The organism is Dysgonomonas sp. BGC7, assembly GCF_001261735.1.
In the GTDB taxonomy this organism is placed as follows: Bacteria; Bacteroidota; Bacteroidia; order Bacteroidales; family Dysgonomonadaceae; genus Dysgonomonas.
Genome location: NZ_CVRP01000009.1, coordinates 265,686 through 283,159, shown reverse-complemented (window position 1 = coordinate 283,159; position 17,474 = coordinate 265,686). Strand labels below are relative to the sequence as shown.

Annotated in this window: 13 protein-coding genes; 12 read left to right on the top strand and 1 reads right to left on the bottom strand. The window is 37.5% G+C overall.

Annotated features, from left to right (window positions below):
* Positions 1-113 precede the first annotated feature (113 nt).
* From BGC7_RS09675 to BGC7_RS09650, 6 genes are all read left to right on the top strand, one after another.
* Complete coding sequence (locus tag BGC7_RS09675) at positions 114-3,380, top strand: SusC/RagA family TonB-linked outer membrane protein (protein ID WP_050701373.1); 3,267 nt, start codon at positions 114-116, stop codon at positions 3,378-3,380.
* 22 nt (positions 3,381-3,402) lie between these two features.
* Complete coding sequence (locus BGC7_RS09670) at positions 3,403-4,884, top strand: SusD/RagB family nutrient-binding outer membrane lipoprotein (protein ID WP_050701372.1); 1,482 nt, start codon at positions 3,403-3,405, stop codon at positions 4,882-4,884.
* 35 nt (positions 4,885-4,919) lie between these two features.
* Complete coding sequence (locus BGC7_RS09665) at positions 4,920-6,278, top strand: DUF5689 domain-containing protein (RefSeq protein WP_157258691.1); 1,359 nt, start codon at positions 4,920-4,922, stop codon at positions 6,276-6,278.
* Between the two features lie 34 nt (positions 6,279-6,312).
* Entirely contained in the window at positions 6,313-7,608 is a 1,296-nt protein-coding gene (locus BGC7_RS09660; protein WP_050701370.1) for a DUF5689 domain-containing protein, read from the top strand.
* Between the two features lie 14 nt (positions 7,609-7,622).
* Complete coding sequence (locus tag BGC7_RS09655; protein ID WP_185112968.1) at positions 7,623-9,167, top strand: calcineurin-like phosphoesterase C-terminal domain-containing protein; 1,545 nt, start codon at positions 7,623-7,625, stop codon at positions 9,165-9,167.
* Positions 9,168-9,292: 125 nt separating this feature from the next.
* Positions 9,293-10,735, top strand: coding sequence for a calcineurin-like phosphoesterase C-terminal domain-containing protein (locus tag BGC7_RS09650; protein WP_050701368.1), 1,443 nt, complete (start codon positions 9,293-9,295; stop codon positions 10,733-10,735).
* Between the two features lie 39 nt (positions 10,736-10,774).
* Here the strand turns inward: BGC7_RS09650 and rlmH are convergent, their stop codons facing one another.
* A complete protein-coding gene (gene rlmH, locus BGC7_RS09645) occupies positions 10,775-11,248 on the bottom strand; it encodes a 23S rRNA (pseudouridine(1915)-N(3))-methyltransferase RlmH (protein ID WP_050701367.1) in 474 nt (157 codons plus the stop codon).
* A 61-nt stretch (positions 11,249-11,309) separates the two neighbouring features.
* Here rlmH and BGC7_RS09640 point away from each other — a divergent pair, with 61 nt between their 5' ends.
* The 6 genes from BGC7_RS09640 to mnmE all read left to right on the top strand — a co-directional run bounded on the left by BGC7_RS09640 (position 11,310) and on the right by mnmE (position 17,443).
* Positions 11,310-11,654, top strand: a complete 345-nt coding sequence (locus BGC7_RS09640) for an MGMT family protein (RefSeq protein ID WP_050701366.1) — start codon at positions 11,310-11,312, stop codon at positions 11,652-11,654.
* 76 nt (positions 11,655-11,730) lie between these two features.
* Positions 11,731-12,597, top strand: a complete 867-nt coding sequence (locus tag BGC7_RS09635; protein ID WP_050701440.1) for a nucleoside phosphorylase — start codon at positions 11,731-11,733, stop codon at positions 12,595-12,597.
* Complete coding sequence (locus BGC7_RS09630) at positions 12,597-13,250, top strand: SanA/YdcF family protein (protein ID WP_050701365.1); 654 nt, start codon at positions 12,597-12,599, stop codon at positions 13,248-13,250. The genes BGC7_RS09635 and BGC7_RS09630 overlap by 1 nt, the downstream gene beginning before the upstream one ends.
* 22 nt (positions 13,251-13,272) lie before the next feature.
* Entirely contained in the window at positions 13,273-14,421 is a 1,149-nt protein-coding gene (locus BGC7_RS09625) for a porin (RefSeq protein WP_050701364.1), read from the top strand.
* Positions 14,422-14,460: 39 nt separating this feature from the next.
* Complete coding sequence (locus BGC7_RS09620) at positions 14,461-15,684, top strand: alpha/beta hydrolase family protein (RefSeq protein ID WP_050701363.1); 1,224 nt, start codon at positions 14,461-14,463, stop codon at positions 15,682-15,684.
* 370 nt (positions 15,685-16,054) lie between these two features.
* Positions 16,055-17,443, top strand: coding sequence for a tRNA uridine-5-carboxymethylaminomethyl(34) synthesis GTPase MnmE (gene mnmE / locus BGC7_RS09615; protein WP_185112972.1), 1,389 nt, complete (start codon positions 16,055-16,057; stop codon positions 17,441-17,443).
* Positions 17,444-17,474 lie beyond the last annotated feature (31 nt).

Below are 17,474 nucleotides of genomic sequence, written 5' to 3'. Positions count from 1 at the left end.
ATTAAATCTAAATTACCATACAATAAAACTCTTCTTATTTTGTGCTTCATTAAAAAAAGAAAAGCGATGCACTTAAAACAAGAATTTAATTCATTTAATCTAAACGGAATACTATGAATGTTTTTATTTTCAGCTGGAATCAATCCAGAAGAGGGATAAAACTGGCCCTATTACTCTTCATTATTATGGGGAGTATAACTTCAGTTTATGCCCAGCAAAACGGATCAGTATCCGGGATAATAACCGACCCGGAAACATCAGAACCATTAATTAGCGCAACAGTAGTCATTGAGGGTACTAAACATGTTGCATTAAGTGATACCGATGGTAAATATACTTTTCCATCATTAGCTCCGGGAAATTATACTATTAGCGCCACTTATGTTGGATTCAAAAAGTATACAGAGCAGTTTACTCTTACAAGTGGGCAAAAGAAAACGATAAATATCGCACTCATCCCTAGAACAGAGTTAACAGAAGTCGTAGTTACAGCTCTTGGTATTAAACGTGATGAAAAGGCACTAGGTTATGCTGTTTCTAAATTAAGCTCTGATGACGTAACAAAAGCGATGCCTAATAACTGGAGTGACGCACTTTCAGGCAGAGTAGCCGGTGTCAACCTTGTAAATTCAGGAGGCCCTGTAGGCTCTTCTAAAATCGTTCTGCGTGGAGAAAACTCTCTGGATGGGAACAGCTCTGCTCTAATTATAGTAGATGGTGTGATTATTAGTGAATCTAGTGGACGAAGAACAGGTTCCGGATCTACATATAATACATCAGGAGATACGTCTGTCGATTTCGGATCCAGCTTATCCGATATAAACCCGGATGATATCGAAGATATTAGTATCCTAAAAGGGCCCGGAGCAGCTGCTCTTTATGGTGCACGCGGAGCAAATGGAGCTATAATAATAACAACAAAGCAAGGACGGAAAGTACCAGGAATTGGAATAACAATTAATTCTAATATCGATTTTGAAACAATAAATAATTGGCCCGACTATCAATATGAATATGGACAAGGTGATGGAACACACAATTGGTATTCGTATGACAGATCTGTAGATGGTGCCAGTACAAGGAGTACCAGTTCGGCATGGGGCCCTCGGTTCAATGAAAATACATCTTACTTTCAGTACGACCCTGTTACACAAACTCAGGGAAAAGCCAGAACTCCTTGGGTTGCATACCCAAACAATAGAAAAGACTTTTTTAGAACAGGAGTAACATACACTAACAGTGTTGCTTTTCAAGGAGGTAATGATAAAGCAGGGATCCGTTTTTCTTACACCAATAGAACGAACAATTGGATTATGGAAAATACGGGTTATTCAAGAAATACATTAGCCTTATCTGTAAATTATAAGCTAACTGATAAGCTAAAAGTTGATTCTAAAATAAACTATGTAAATAAAAGCAGCGACAATTTACCTAGTATGGGCTATGGTAACTCCAGTATAATGTATTTTATACGAGGGATTGTGCCTAATGCTGATATAAACTGGTATAAAGATTACTGGAAGCTAGGACGCGAAAACCAGGAAATATCTCGTCCATTCAGTAGCTTGATAGATAATCCTTACGCTATTTTATACGAAATGACAAATTCTTCGTATAGAAACCAAGTTTCAGGGAATATCGCTGTAACCTACGATATCATTAAGGATCTTTCTGTATTAGTAAGAGCTACCACAGACCTGTCAACAGAAAAAAGGGAACAAAAACGTCCATATGATACACAGGGAAACAGAAATGGAATGTATCGCCGGCAAAATATAACATCTCAAGAAACAACTATTGAGTTTTTAGCTCAGTATAAAAAGACATGGGATAGATTTGGCCTAAACGCTTCTCTTGGCGGACAAAGGATGGATAACAGATATAATAAAGATGACTTACGAGTTAACGACCTTCTTTTTCCTGATGTATATACATTAGCAAATGGTCAGAATATCCCAATCTCAGACCCTTATCTTTCCCGATATTCGGTAAACAGTATCTATGGAATGCTTGCTCTTAACTACAGTTTTATATACTTGGATATAACAGGTCGTAATGACTGGTTTAGTACTTTGGCCAGACCTGTACCTCCATCCACAAACAACTGCTCGGTATTTTATCCTTCATTCAATCTAAGTGGAGTATTAACAGAGGCTATGAAGTTCCCAGAACAGGTTTCCTTCTTAAAAGTCAGAGGATCGTGGTCAAAAGTAGGTAGTGGAGGAACTACTCCATACCGGACTTCATACACATATGTATCGGAAAGTAGCGCAGGATTCAATGCCGGCTTATCGAACCCAACTGTATTGCCAAACTATGACTTAAAACCTCTTAAAACAATAAGTTATGAAGTAGGAATTGATGCAAGACTATTCAACAACAGATTGAAACTAGACCTGTCTGCATATAAAAACAATACATCAGACCAGATTATTCGTGCAAACCTAGATCGTTCTACCGGATATTCTGCAATCATCTTAAATGCAGGAGAAGTACAGAATAAAGGTATTGAAGCCCAAGTAGAAGGAGTAATTATAGATGGTAAAAAAGATGAATTATTTCTTTCTTCCTTTATGACATATTCTATAAATAGAAACAAACTAGTAAGATTAACAGACAACCTTACTGTTTATAACATATATAATTCGGCAAGAGGGAGCTTAGTAGCATATCCAGGAGGATCACTTGGAGCTATTTACGGACTAGGATACAATAGAGCTCCTAAAGGTTCTACAATAGAAAACCCAGATGGATCAACAACAGATATCAGCGGACAAATTATATATGACGCACAAGGTTACCCAACTATGACAGACTCTACGATATATGTCGGAGATACAAATCCAAAATGGAAAGGAAGCTTTGGTATGAATATTAGATATAAGAACTTTAGTTTTAGTTTCTTACTCGACGGACAGTTTGGAGGGATGGGATATTCCTTAACCCATGCTACAATGATGGAAATGGGAACAAGTACAAAAACCCTTCCTGGACGTTATAATGGTATCGTAGGAGAAGGAGTTGTAAAAAATTCAGATGGAACATATAAATGGAATACAACATTAGCAACCAATATCCCTACCTATTATCAAAAACATTATGACAGATCAAACGTAGAGGCAAACACCTTTAGAACAGATTATATAAAACTACGAGAAGTGAGATTAGACTACAAGATACCGAAGGCATTCCTTAAAAAGTTTAAAATAGAAAGTTTAGAAGTCGGAGTCTACGGACGAAACTTATTTACAATAACTAAATGGCCTGCATACGATCCCGAATTTGGAGATATATCGGGTTCGGATATAGTTGCTGGATTTGAGAATGCCCAATTCCCTTCCACAAGGGTTATAGGATCGAATATTAAACTATCATTCTAAAGAATCTCAAATAAAGAAGATTATGAAAAAATATAATATAAAAATAGCAATATTATCAATTATTGTTATGTTATCAGGTTGTACCGATAACTTCATAGAAATAAATACTGACCCTAATGGTGCATCAGACGCTCTGCCCGCATCATTAATATCACCAGCCATATACAGCACATTAAGTTACAATCTTGGTCGCAACAAAGCGCTAAACAATGAGTTGATGCAAGTCACTGTAACTTTAGGAAACACAAACGATATCCATAGATATGACGTTCGTGCAACATACTCTGATGGCCCATGGAATGCATGGTATACTCAACTGAACAATTTCAGAGATATGTATACCAAGGGAGAAGTACTTGGCGAAGATGGTTCGAAAGGGATTTCTTTGATACTTGACTGCTGGGTAACGTCCCTATTGACAGACACATACGGAGATGTTCCTGACACAGAAGCTTCTCGAGGCAGAGAGGAGTTGTTTCAGCCCAAATACGATAAACAGAAAGATATTTATCTGAGGATGTTCGACAAGCTTGAAGAGGCAAATACTTTATTAAGTACAGCAACTACTACTGAGATCTTCAAAAGACTGGACCTGCTATATGCTGGAAATACCACTTTATGGCGTAAGTTCGGTAATTCTCTATATCTCCGTCTTTTAATGCGTCTATCAAATTTGGAGGATGATCCTGATTTAGATATAAAAGCCAGAGTGAAGAATATTCTCGACACCAATCCTAAATCATATCCTGTTTTTGAAAAGAATGAAGAATCTGCGATTTTATACTTCACAGGAGAAGATCCACTTAAATCTCCTTTTGCAACAAATACAAATAATGCATGGAATGGTAGTGCAGGGCTAGCGAATTTCTTTATCGACAATCTCAACAACTGGAAAGACCCAAGACTCCCTATTTGGGCTACAGAAGCTTCTTTAGGTCAATATTACGGAATGGAAAGCGGCTACGCATCCGGTAATACACCGGACATAGCATCGAAGCTGCAATTAGCACTACGAGAAGAACCTAGATTAGGTAATATAATGAATTATTCAGAGCTCAATTTCATAATTGCAGAAGCTGGAGTCCGGAAATGGACAAATATAGATCCAGAGACTACATATAGAAAAGGTATTGCAGCAGATATTTATCTATGGGTAGATACTCTTTCTGCTGAGATTAAAGATCCATTCAAAATAGAGAAATTTAACAACTATATGGAGCAACCAAGTATTAAATGGGATGCACTTGAAGGAGATAAATTCAAATTAGAAAAAATATTATTACAGAAATATTATTCTTTATTCTTTACAGATTTTCAGCAGTGGTGTGACTATCGCCGAACCGGACAACCCGAAATGCCTATTGGCCCAGGGGTATTAGGATCAATGCCTACTCGCTTAAAATACCCTGTATATGTTCAGAACCTGAACAGAGAGAATTACAATGCAGCGGTAAAGAGTATGGGTGGCGACGATATTAGGACCAAACTATGGTGGCAGAAATAGCCAAAGGATGTATAACGAATAAAAATCTAAAATTTATGAATACAATATCTAAAATATTACTTTTTTCGTTGCTGGCTTTCGTTCTTCCTCTTGGCTTTTCTTCTTGTATTGAAGAAAAGATAAGCGAAGGAACCCACCTAGCTACGTTAAATCCCGTTTGTCTGATATACGAAGTTCGAGAGGCATATATTGATTCAGATATAGATCTGGGACCAAAGACATTAAATGATACATATATGACAACAGGTGTTGTTATTTCAGATAATACTGATGGTAATATACCTAAAAACTACCTGATTATACAGTCTACAGACCCTATCAGTACTGCGACAACAACAATACGTGGCATAGGCTTATTGTTCGAGTTTAATAATGCTGAAGACAATATTTTTAATCCTGGCGACTCTCTGGTAATAGATCTGCGAGGAACTAAACTCCGTAATATTAATGGAGACTTACATGTAACTGGTCTCACGTTAGATAAAGTAAGGAGGCAAAAGACAGGAATAAAGATTGAGCCTAAAACAATCACAACAACTCAACTCTATACTTTTTATGAACGTTATGCAAATATGCTCATTCAGCTAGATTGTGAATTTTCTCCATTACCAGAAGATGGGGATATTCTATCTGGAGAAAAGAGCTTTTACGTAGGAAAGGATAGTCTAATATATCTGCAAACTGATCCTAAAGCAACATTTGCAAATAATCCGATACAAGCTAGTGCCCAATTTACAGGAATCGCGTTCAAAGATGGGAATAAAAGGTGTTTGAGAATGCAATACAATGATGATATGAAATACGCAGCAGGCCCTCTGTATAAAGGTTGGCCCGAAGATTTCGAATATCCATCAATTAAAGACCTTGGTTTAGCGGATGATGGAGGACTCATACCAAAATCTATGACAAGCTATGACAACTCTGATAATATGGGATATTTCAAAACGGGTAAATGGAAATTATACTTTTCAATATTGGTCGACCCTGAAATTTCCGCAACATCAGGACGTGACAGAGTATCAGGAGCACAAGGTATAAGAATGCAGCAAAACCTTTGGACTGCGATAGATCAATTGGGCAACACAGTAAAACACGCATATTTAGAAATGCAATTTGATTTACTAGAAGGCGCTTCAAAAGTAACATATACATATGGTTCTTATTACAATGACGCTAAAAGTTCATTTGTTCTCGAGTACTCAACAGATAAAGGAAAGACATGGCAAGAAGCACATCAGCCGATTTATAATCCGCAAAAGGAAATGAGAGTGGCAATGGCAATGCTGGACAATGTAAAAGGGTCTGTTAGATTCAGAATAAAAAAAGGACTTGAACAAACTCCGGATGGACGATTAAGTATAGATAACATTCAAGTATACAAAGGTGTTTGGTAAGGAATAGAATAGAAACATCTAAAATTCAGAAAATATGATACGATTTTATAAATATATATTTTTAATAGCCATTGTAGCTCTCGGCATTTCTTGCTCTGATGATAATAAATTAGGGGGAGCAACTCCAATCTCCGATCTCATTACGATAGATGAAGTAAGAGAAGTATACAAAGGGACAGACATTACACTAAGTAGTTCCGTTTTTCAAGGACCCTATAAAACAACAGGTGTAGTTATTTCAAATCCCGAAGGAAAGAATATAGAGGACAATCATTTAATATTACAAGCGACTGATGGTTTTTCAATGGGTAATATGAGTCGATCTATAGGATTACAGATTTCACTTCCATCAGCAATGGAAAACACATATAAAATGGGAGATTCTTTAGTAATAGATCTTACAAATACTAAACTAAAAAAAGAAAATGGAGACCTAATACTGGAAGCATCAAAAAGCAATATTGTAAAAATTAAGTCAGACTGTAAAGTTATCCCAAGCCCAGTATCTCTAAATGAACTGTATAACAACATAGATAAATATAATTGTAGACTAGTTCAAATATTATGTGAAATATACCCTCTTCCTCCATTTGGCGAAGGATTAGAGGGAGATAAGCCAATGCCCGTATATGACGCAGAAGGTAGTATTACGGGTAATTTATACCTGCACACTCTATCTTCGGCAACATTTGCTGACAAGAATGTAATGCCTGCTTCTGATGTTATCGGAATAGCTAAATTAAAAGATGGAAAAGGACTTGTAAGTATGAGAACAGAAGATGACATGCAAAACGAAAGTGGCCCGCTCTATACGAATTGGCCTGAAGACTTTGAAATACCATCAATCGAAGCAGGAGGCGTACCTAGTGCTTTAACATCTTATAATTCGGGAACAAATACAGGAACATTCAAAACCGGAAGTTGGTATTTATTCCAAAGTATACTTGTCGATCCTGTACTTGCAAATACTGCGGGAAGAGACAGAATCACGGGTAAACAGGGAATCAGAATGCAAAGGACTCTGGGTGTAGGAAAATATGGTGTTGTAGAAATGAAGTTCAACCTCCCTCATGGGGCTACAAAAATAAGTTACACGCATGGAATATATTATACCGATGCAGCAGTTCAATTCTGGTTGGAATATTCTATAGATAGCGGAGCCACATGGAATAAGTTAGGAGAAACTATTACATCAAACAACGGCTTCTATACCGAAACATTAATGTTAGATATTGATGGGCCCGTCCGTTTTCGGATCTACAAACCCGGAGCAGCAGCAGATGGACGTCTGAGCATCGACAATATTTATGTATATCAAAAAACATGGTAACAAAAAGCATACATATGAAAAAGACTAATATACTATTCAGATATTTATTTTTTATTATTACAGCATGTCTCTTGTCATGCAGCAATGATGACAATATTCCTGTAACCCCTGATCCGGAAGGTCCGAATATAGATTTTGAAGTCAAACCAGGCATGGATCTTGTAGGTATAATATATGACGATTCAGGACCTATTTCAGGTGTTGTGGTCAGTGATGGGTATACCGTAATGACAACAGGGGATGATGGTATCTATCAAATGAAAAAGAATAATCTGGCAAAATTTGTTTTTGCATCAATTCCCTCAGAATATGAAATTCCAACAGCAGGAAGCCTACCCGTTATCTATCAAAAGATAGACCATGAACAAAAGGTTAATCTGGCAAATTTTAAATTAAAAACAAAAACAAAAGAAACTGAGCACATACTTGTTGCCATTGCAGACCCACAGCCGAGTGACTTTTATGAAATGGAACGATTCCGCTTCGAAACACTTGTAGATATACAAGCCCATATAGATAATATTGCAAAAAACACTTCGGTATATGGCATTGTAGTAGGTGATGTTGTGTGGGACAGGCTAGATTTTTATGACCTTTATACCAAGCATTTAAATGACAGGTTAGATTTCCCTCTGTTTCAGGTGATAGGAAACCACGATCATAATCAAGCAGTTATAGACAACGATTATTTAGCATCTGCCGAGTTTGAGGCCGCTTTCGGACCAACTTACTATTCGTATAATATTGGAGACTGTCATTATGTTGTTCTTGACGATATATATTATACAGACAGAGTTAATTATCGGTCATACATAACTCCTGAACAACTAATTTGGCTAAAAGAAGATCTGAAATATGTAAGTAAAGACAAGCTAATAATTTTAGGAATACACATTCCAACAAAACGAAGAGCTACAAATACCCAATTAGAAAACAACCAAGATCTATACAGCATACTTGAAGGGTATAATGTACGCATAATTTCAGGACACGCTCACCATAACTTTACAGCAACTATTTCGTCAACTATTGAGGAAAATACACTTGGAGCAGCAATGGGAGAATTCTGGTCGGGAGATATTTGTGGAGATGGTAGTCCAAATGGATATGCAATATACAAAATAGAAGGAAACAAAATTTCTGATTGGTATTATAAGGGAACATCAAATGACCCTGACTACCAAATAAAACTATATCCTCAAAATACTTGGAATTGCGCTCCAACTGAAAAGAATATAGTTGCTGTCAATATTTTTAACTGGCATACAAACTGGACAGTCAGTGTGACCGAAGATGGAATTTCGACTCCGTGGATCAATCCTTCTTCAACAAGAAAATATGATCCTCTTGCTTATGATAATTTATATGGAGAAAAACTTCCATTGAGACACCCTTCCGGAGAGCCGATAATGACTGATCATATATTTTACTACACTCCAGCTAATACTAATTGGAATGAAATAACAGTGACAGCAACGACTCCTTATGGAAAAACATACACCAATAAAGTTACCAAGGCTGGTTTTATATTAATGAAAGCTTTTGTTAGACCAATATAACATACATAAAACAAAAATAAGATTTTAGCTGTACTTTGAAAGAAAATATTAGGAATGCCTTATCAAGTCATATAAGCTTCCTAATATTTTCCGTTTTGAGATTTTAGTTATTAATATTACATAGAATGAAAAGCAAGATTGTTTTGTATACAATGACTTACATATTAAGTCTCATTTTTAGCATCAACATTTACTCTCAAAACGTATTATCAGATGTAGACACTGATCTCACGGGAAATGTAACTGACGGAATAAAAGGTGTACAGGGAGTAGTCGTTAGTGATGGATATACTACAACTCTTACGGACGAAAACGGGCAGTATCGAATGAAAAGAAACCCAAAAGCAAAGTTCGTATTCATATCTGTTCCCTGTGATTATAAGTTGCCGACAAGAGGTAGTATTCCCGACTTCTACAAGAAGGTAAATCAAGATTTGGAGGTAGTATATGCCAATTTTCAGCTAACAAAAGCAATTCCAGATAAAAATTTCGTACTTGTTGCCATGGCAGACTCCCAACCATCCAAGGACTGGGAATTAAAACGCTTCAGAAAAGAAACGGTACCGGATATCAACAATCTGACCAAAGAATACCCTTCCGAAACTCCTTTTGTGGGAATTGTAGCAGGCGACCTTGTATGGGATGCTCCCAAGTTATACCCGGGATATACTGATGCTATCAATAACATTCCATTTCCTGTACTACAGGTAATAGGTAATCACGATCACGATCAAAAAATTGTAGGAGATGATAGCAAAGCATCTCATAATTTTGAAAAATACTTTGGGCCTACCTATTATTCATACAATAAAGGCAACTGTCATTTTATAGTTCTCGACGACATACTTTATCACGACAGAAAAACGTACGAAAAAAAAATTACCGACGAACAGATGGAATGGCTAAAACAAGACCTTACTTATGTAGCTAAAGATAAGCTGATAATATTGTCTACTCATATCCCTACCAAATACAAACAATCGGAGCTTGTAAATAGCAAAGAGCTGTATAATATTCTTGATGGATACAAAGTTGTCATCATATCGGGACACACTCACTTTGGAGTATCGACTGAGATCAATGAAAATATAAAAGAGTATACTCTCAATGCCGTATTTGGAGCCGGATGGTCAGGAGACATAGGATCTAATGGAGCACCAAATGGTTATGCTGTATTTGAAATCGAAGGCAATAAAGTAACGAATCAATACTTTAAAGGGACAGGTCTTGACAAGTCGTATCAAATCAAACTATACCCACCAAATTCGTGGAATAGCAAAAAGAATAGTATCATTGCCAATATTTGGAATTGGAACAAGCATTGGACTGTGGAAGTAATAGAAGATGGAAAGCCTATGGGAGAAATGACACAGTACAGAGATTATGACCCATTTGCCTACGAGTATATGTTCGGCCCGGACAAGCCAAAGCATCGTCCATCCAATGAGCCGAAACAAACAGACTGCCTATTCTTCTATACTCCCAAAAAGAAGGGAGCAATAATAAAAGTAGTAGCCAAAGATGAGTACGGAAACATATTTACCGAAGAGCTCAACCTGAAGAAATAAGTATTTATTAAGACACGGAAAATGAACCTTACCCCGATATTACTCGTGATGGTAAGGTTCATTATTTAATATGGTCATTGCACGATAAAGCTGTTCTACAAAAATGAGTCGTACCATTTGATGCGAGAATGTCATACGCGATAAAGTAAGCTTCTCGTTGGACTTTTCATATACTGCCCCCGAAAGGCCATAAGGCCCTCCAATTACAAAAACCAGACGCTTGGCTACAGTATGTGTTTTTTTCTCAATATACGAAGCAAATTGGATAGAAGAATACTCCCTGCCCTTTTCGTCTAACAAAACAACATAATCTCCCGGCTGTAGGCTTTTTAAGATCAATTCACCTTCTTTTTCTTTCTGTTGGCTTACAGTCAGGCTTTTTGTGTTTTTTATATCGGGGATAATCTGCATTTCGAATGGAATATAATGTTCCAGCCGTTTTTGATACTCACTTACGGCATCAATAAAATAGCCTGCATCCGTTTTTCCTATCACCAATAAAGAAATTTTCATATCTAGAATAATTTACTGCAAAAATAAGTTTTTATACCTTTATTGCAAAAGCAAATCAACAATGACCAATAAAGAGAAGGAAAACCTTATACGCGGAGTATATGATATTGTAAGGACTATTCCGCACGGGCGAGCCAGTAGCTACGGTGCAATAGCCAAGGCAGCAGGCTATCCGAACATGTCTCGCATGGTAGGAAAAATAATGGGACAATGTCCTGCCGACAGCAACATTCCAGCTCACAGGGTAGTTAACAGTCAGGGGACATTATCAGGAAAAGAAGCATTCGGCAATTCGGATGAGATGAAAAAACTACTGGAAGCCGAAGGGATAAAAATACATAATAATAGAATATGCAACTGGAAAACAATATTCTGGAATCCTATCGAAGAAATACCTTTTGAATAAGTGCCTCAACAATGGTGAAAACATATTCGAAACAAAAGCGTATCTTTGAAGAATCAAACAATAGAAAATGGCAATTATGAGAACAATACCCGAATCAGAATTGATAATAAATAATGACGGTAGTGTATTTCACCTACATATAAAACCGGAACAACTATCGGACAAAATTATAATGATGGGCGATCCGGACCGAGTAGACCTCACTGCCTCATTCTTCGACACCATCGAGTGCGACATACGCAGTCGGGAATTTCACACAATCACCGGAACATATAAAGGCAAGCGCATCACCGCCCTTTCCCATGGTATAGGACCTGATAACATAGACATAGTGATTACAGAGTTGGACGCTCTTGCAAATATTGATTTCGAAACACGTGAAGTAAAAAAAGACTTCAAGCAACTTACAATGGTACGTGTAGGAACATCCGGAGGGTTACAACCATTTTGTCCGATAGGCTCTTATGTAGTAGCTGCCAAATCGGTAGGGTTTGATGGAGTTCTTAATTATTATGCCGGGCGCGACACAATAACTTTATCCGATTATGAAGAATCGTTCAAAAAATATGTGGACTGGAACCCACAACACTGCTCACCTTATTTTGTAAAGGCAGATGAGGAATTGGTAGAACGCATAGGACACGATATGATAAAAGGAATGACAATATCCGCAATTGGTTTTTACGGGCCACAGGGCAGATATGTGCGCATGCCTCTGGCTAACCCCGACCTCAATAGTAAAATAGAATCTTTCGATTTTGAAGGAGATAAGGTTACCAATTACGAAATGGAAAGTGCCCCTCTTGCCGGATTGAGTAGGCTAATGGGACACAAAGGAATGACTGTATGCACAATCATAGCCAACCGATTGGCCGGAGAATCCAATGCTGACTATAAGGGTTCGATAGAAGATTTAATACAAAAAGTCCTTGAGCGAATTTAATGAATATTAGAGTAAAAAAGATATTAAAAAGAGCTTTGATTATCCTTACTATAGCCATTATTGGCATTGTAGCCATAATAGCTTTTGCTAACTGGAAAATCCCTCACGATTCCAAAGATTTTATATATAACAATGCAGACAGCATACCTGCCCAGAAAGCAGCCTTGGTACTAGGTGCAGCCAGATATATAGGAGATAGGCCAAATCTTTATTTCATCTATCGCATACAAGCTGCCAAAGAACTTTACGAAGCAGGTAAAGTAAAAGTATTTGTAGTTAGCGGAGACAACAGATGGGCACACTACAACGAAGCTCAGGATATGCACGACGCGTTAGTAGAGGCAGGAGTTCCCGACAGCATCATCACGATGGATTATGCAGGATTGCGAACACTGGACTCTGTAGTACGAATGAGCAAAATATTCGGGCAAGATTCTTTTATAGTCGTTTCGCAAAAGTTTCATAACGAGCGAGCCATATTTATTGCCCTTCATCATGGCTTAGAGGCTTATGGCTACAATGCCCGTGATCTGGGACTCAACCGTTCTTCGTACCGAACAAAAGCAAGAGAAATACTTGCTCGTGTAAAAGCCTTCGTAGATATCGTTACCAGAAAAGAACCCCGACACTTAGGAGACAAAATAGATATATAATTGACAAACATTTAAACATAGAATGAAGAAATTCTTATTCAGCATTATTTTTCTCATCGTTTGCCTTTGCAGTTATTCTCAAGATTTCAACAACGACCTATTAAACAAACTGGTAGAGAAAAACGTCTTAACCCAAAGCGAAGCCGATTCTCTCAGAGTAACCGAAGATAAAAAACAGAATATCCAGCCCCACACCACCATAGAAAAAGTAAGACAAGCATTCAATACACCATATATGCAGTTTGGAGGATACGGAATGTTTATGTACAAGTATAGTAACGTATCGAGAATTAAACATACAGCCGAACCTCGCGTCGTATTCCTCACATTAGGCGGAAATATAACAAACAATTTCAAATATTTTGTGATGAGCGAGTTTGTAGATCCAAGACTCTTTGAATTCTGGGGAGAATGGAGTCCTGCGAAAGAAATCAATCTGAAATTTGGAGAAATGAAAACTCCACTTTCTCTCGAGAATCAATTATCGCTTACTGCCATCGAGGGTATACAGAATACAAGATCCGTATCTGCCCTTATAGGTATGAACGATGACGTTATAAAACTTCAAAGCGGAAAAAACAGTGGGGGACGAGATATAGGAGTTCTGATTCATGGTAGCCTGTTCAGAACACAGACACTCGATCTGTTGCAATACGGAATAGGCATGTATCAGGGAACGGGTATCAACAAAGGAGAAACGAACAATACGAAAGACTTTGCCGGAAATATAATGTTACAACCCATCAAAGGCCTTCGCATCGGTGGAGGCGCATATTTCGGAGAAGCATACTACAGCCTCGATAAGGCAAATACACCGGAAGCAAACCATGTGAGAAATCGCTGGATAGTAAGCAGCGACTATAAAACTGAGCGTATTTATGCACGAGCCGAGTGGATAAAAGGAAATGACGGGGGCATACAGAAAGAAGGCCTACATGCGATGGGCTCTTACTTCTTTATTCCTAAAAAGCTAAATACGTTTGCAAAAGCAGACTACTTTAATCAAAACAAAGAGATTAATAGTGAAGTTATTGACTATACTATCGGAGTAAATTACTATTTTTATGGCAATTGCCGTTTGCAATTGAACTATATTTACTCTGATTTTTCAAAAAAATGGGACGCACCCAATTCAAATGTTGTATTGGGACAAATGCAAATCGTATTTTAAGAATATAATTATATCTTATTTATCTGACAGAACCGTAAAATGAAAAAGTATAAAATCAGTCTTATTGCATTCCTGCTCATTCTGCTATCTGTTCAGGCATGTAGCAACGATTCACTTATAAATAGTACACAGAATAAGGGAACTGTCAGAGCGGAAGATATAAGAGCAGAATACGAATATTATCTGAAGGAGGTAAAGCGATTGCCTAAAACGGTTATCGACAGTGAACTTTCGAAAATAAAATATGATGTTTCTTTTTACAAAGTGACATACGATGCAACAGACCCATTTGGGGCTACAAAAAGGCTGTCGGGGCTGGTAGGCATACCCAATCTGTCGAAAGAAGATAAATCAAAGCTGTTTAGTATTGTCTCTATACAACACGGCACATTAGTTTATGAGGCTCAGGCTCCTTCAAACATCAAATTCGAGAAAGGAAAACTTACCCGTGATGCTCTAACTATATTGTCTGCTGCACACACAAATGGGTATATAGTCGTCATGCCCGACTATTTTGGATATGGAAGCGATGAAGAAAATGTTCATTACTATGAAACCGGAACATCTTTGGCCGAAGCTACCAGAAAACTGATAGAAGCTATCCCCGATCTGGCAAAGGAAAAGTCTGTCAATATTGACTTATCGAAACTATTCCTGTTTGGATATTCGGAAGGAGGTTTTGCCACAATGTCTACCCTCAAGTCTTTTAGTGAACATCCGACATCGTACAAAAATATAATTACAGTATCGGGTGCAGGCGCTTACGACAAGGTAGCGACAGCAAAGCATGTTACATCTCAAAAAGGAGGAAATTCTCCCCAATTTACAGCTTCTTATCTATGGGTATTACTGACATACAACAGTGTATACGGAATCAACAGAGATTTGCACCAAATGCTCTTACCGGCAATAGTTCCGAAAGTAAAGAAATACGTTGGAACTGACAAGATAATGCAGTCGCAGAATATTCCGTCTGATCCGTCAAAAATATTTGCACCTTTGTTTGTCGAAGGCTTAATAAAGGAGACTGACAATGATTATATAAAAGCTCTAATGGATAATAATGTAAGCGACTTCGATGCACTGGGTTCTGTTATACTTGTGCATGGAATGCAAGACACATGGGTGCCTACTTTCAATACCGATTCAGCATTTGTTCGCTTACAAAAGAGAGGTGTAGATGTAAAAACCAAATATATAGAGGGAGGTACACATTCGTCTTCTTATACAGGTTTTATAATGAAAGCGCTAGAAACATTATAAATTTAAAGGCTATAAATCGTTCCTGTTTTATCTATATCTAGAGTAAAAGGGAGGGGAAAAGGAGGATTGAAAAAACAAAGTGAAAACTGTAACTTTTGTCAGGTTTTAGTTAAAATTATAGTTATACATACCTCTGTATTTTTATTTAAACCACGGAGGAAAAGGAGTAACACGGAGTTCTTTTAATAATATAGAAAAGAATGATAATCGGAAAAGCGAAGAAAAGTGTACAAGATTGTAAGGTTTTAGTTAAAATTCTATTTTACAGAAATTAAATAAATAGGTGTTTAAGGCAAAAATCAACTACTGATCGGTATAATTAATAGATGATTATAATATAACTTTGAATTCTCTCAAATTAAAGGATATGATAGAAAATAACATAATTGCAGCTATTTCTACTCCAGCAGGTATAGGAGGAATAGCTATAATACGCCTATCGGGAAAGGGTGCGATAGAGCTTACTGATAGATTTTTTCATTCTCCAACTAATAAGAAGCTGGCAGAAATGAAAGCCAATACTATCCACTATGGATCTATCGTAAAGGATGGGAGCGTTCTTGACGAAGTTCTTGTCAGTCTGTTCAGAGCACCACACTCATTCACAGGAGAGGATGTTGTAGAAATCTCTTGTCATGGCTCTTTATATATACAACAAAACATCTTACAGCTACTAACCTCTAATGGAGCATCGCTCGCCCAACCCGGAGAATTTACCCAACGGGCTTTTCTTAATGGCAAGATGGACTTGTCTCAAGCCGAGTCTGTGGCCGACCTTATCGCATCCTCTTCAGCCGCGACACATCGTTTGGCAATGAATCAGATGCGAGGAGGCTTTAGCAATAAACTAATAGAGCTACGAACGGAACTTCTGAATTTCACCTCTTTGATCGAGTTGGAGCTGGATTTCTCTGAAGAGGATGTTGAATTTGCAAACAGGGACAGGCTTAAAGAGTCTGCATATGATATAGAATCGCACATCAAGAGGCTTGCTGAATCTTTCAGCATCGGAAATGCTGTTAAGAACGGAATTCCAGTTGCTATCATAGGTGAAACCAATGCGGGAAAATCAACATTACTGAACCTTCTTCTACATGAAGAAAAAGCTATTGTATCCGATATACATGGTACAACGAGAGATGTGATAGAGGACACAATAAATATACAGGGTTTTACTTTCCGGCTAATTGATACGGCTGGCATACGCGATACTATGGACGAGATAGAAAGCATTGGTATAGAACGCACTTTTCAGAAAATAGAACAAGCAAGTATTGTACTATGGATAGTGAGTGCCGAAACCACCAATGAGCACATTGAAGAGCTCGCTAAAAAAATACTTCCCGCAGCGAAAGATAAAAGGCTTATACTTGTCTTCAACAAAGTGGATATCATTTCTGCAGAAAGAAAAGAAGATAAAGAGAATCTTCTTATTGACGAAATTCCTGACAGGATATTTATTTCTGCTAAGTACGAGCAAGGTACAGACCAGCTCGAGAAACTACTTGTGGACACAGCAAATATCCCTGAAATCAGTGAACAAGACATAATCGTTACAAACGTCCGGCACTATGAAGCCCTATCAAAAGCCTTATCTGCCATACAAAGGGTATCGGAAGGATTAGACCTCCAAATATCGGGAGATTTCTTAGCTCAGGATATAAGAGAATGCATACACTATCTTGGAGAAATAACAGGACAAATATCTACAGATGAGATATTAGGAAATATATTCAGTAAGTTTTGTATAGGAAAGTAATCTTGTAAAATAACAACAAAGAAAAAATAAA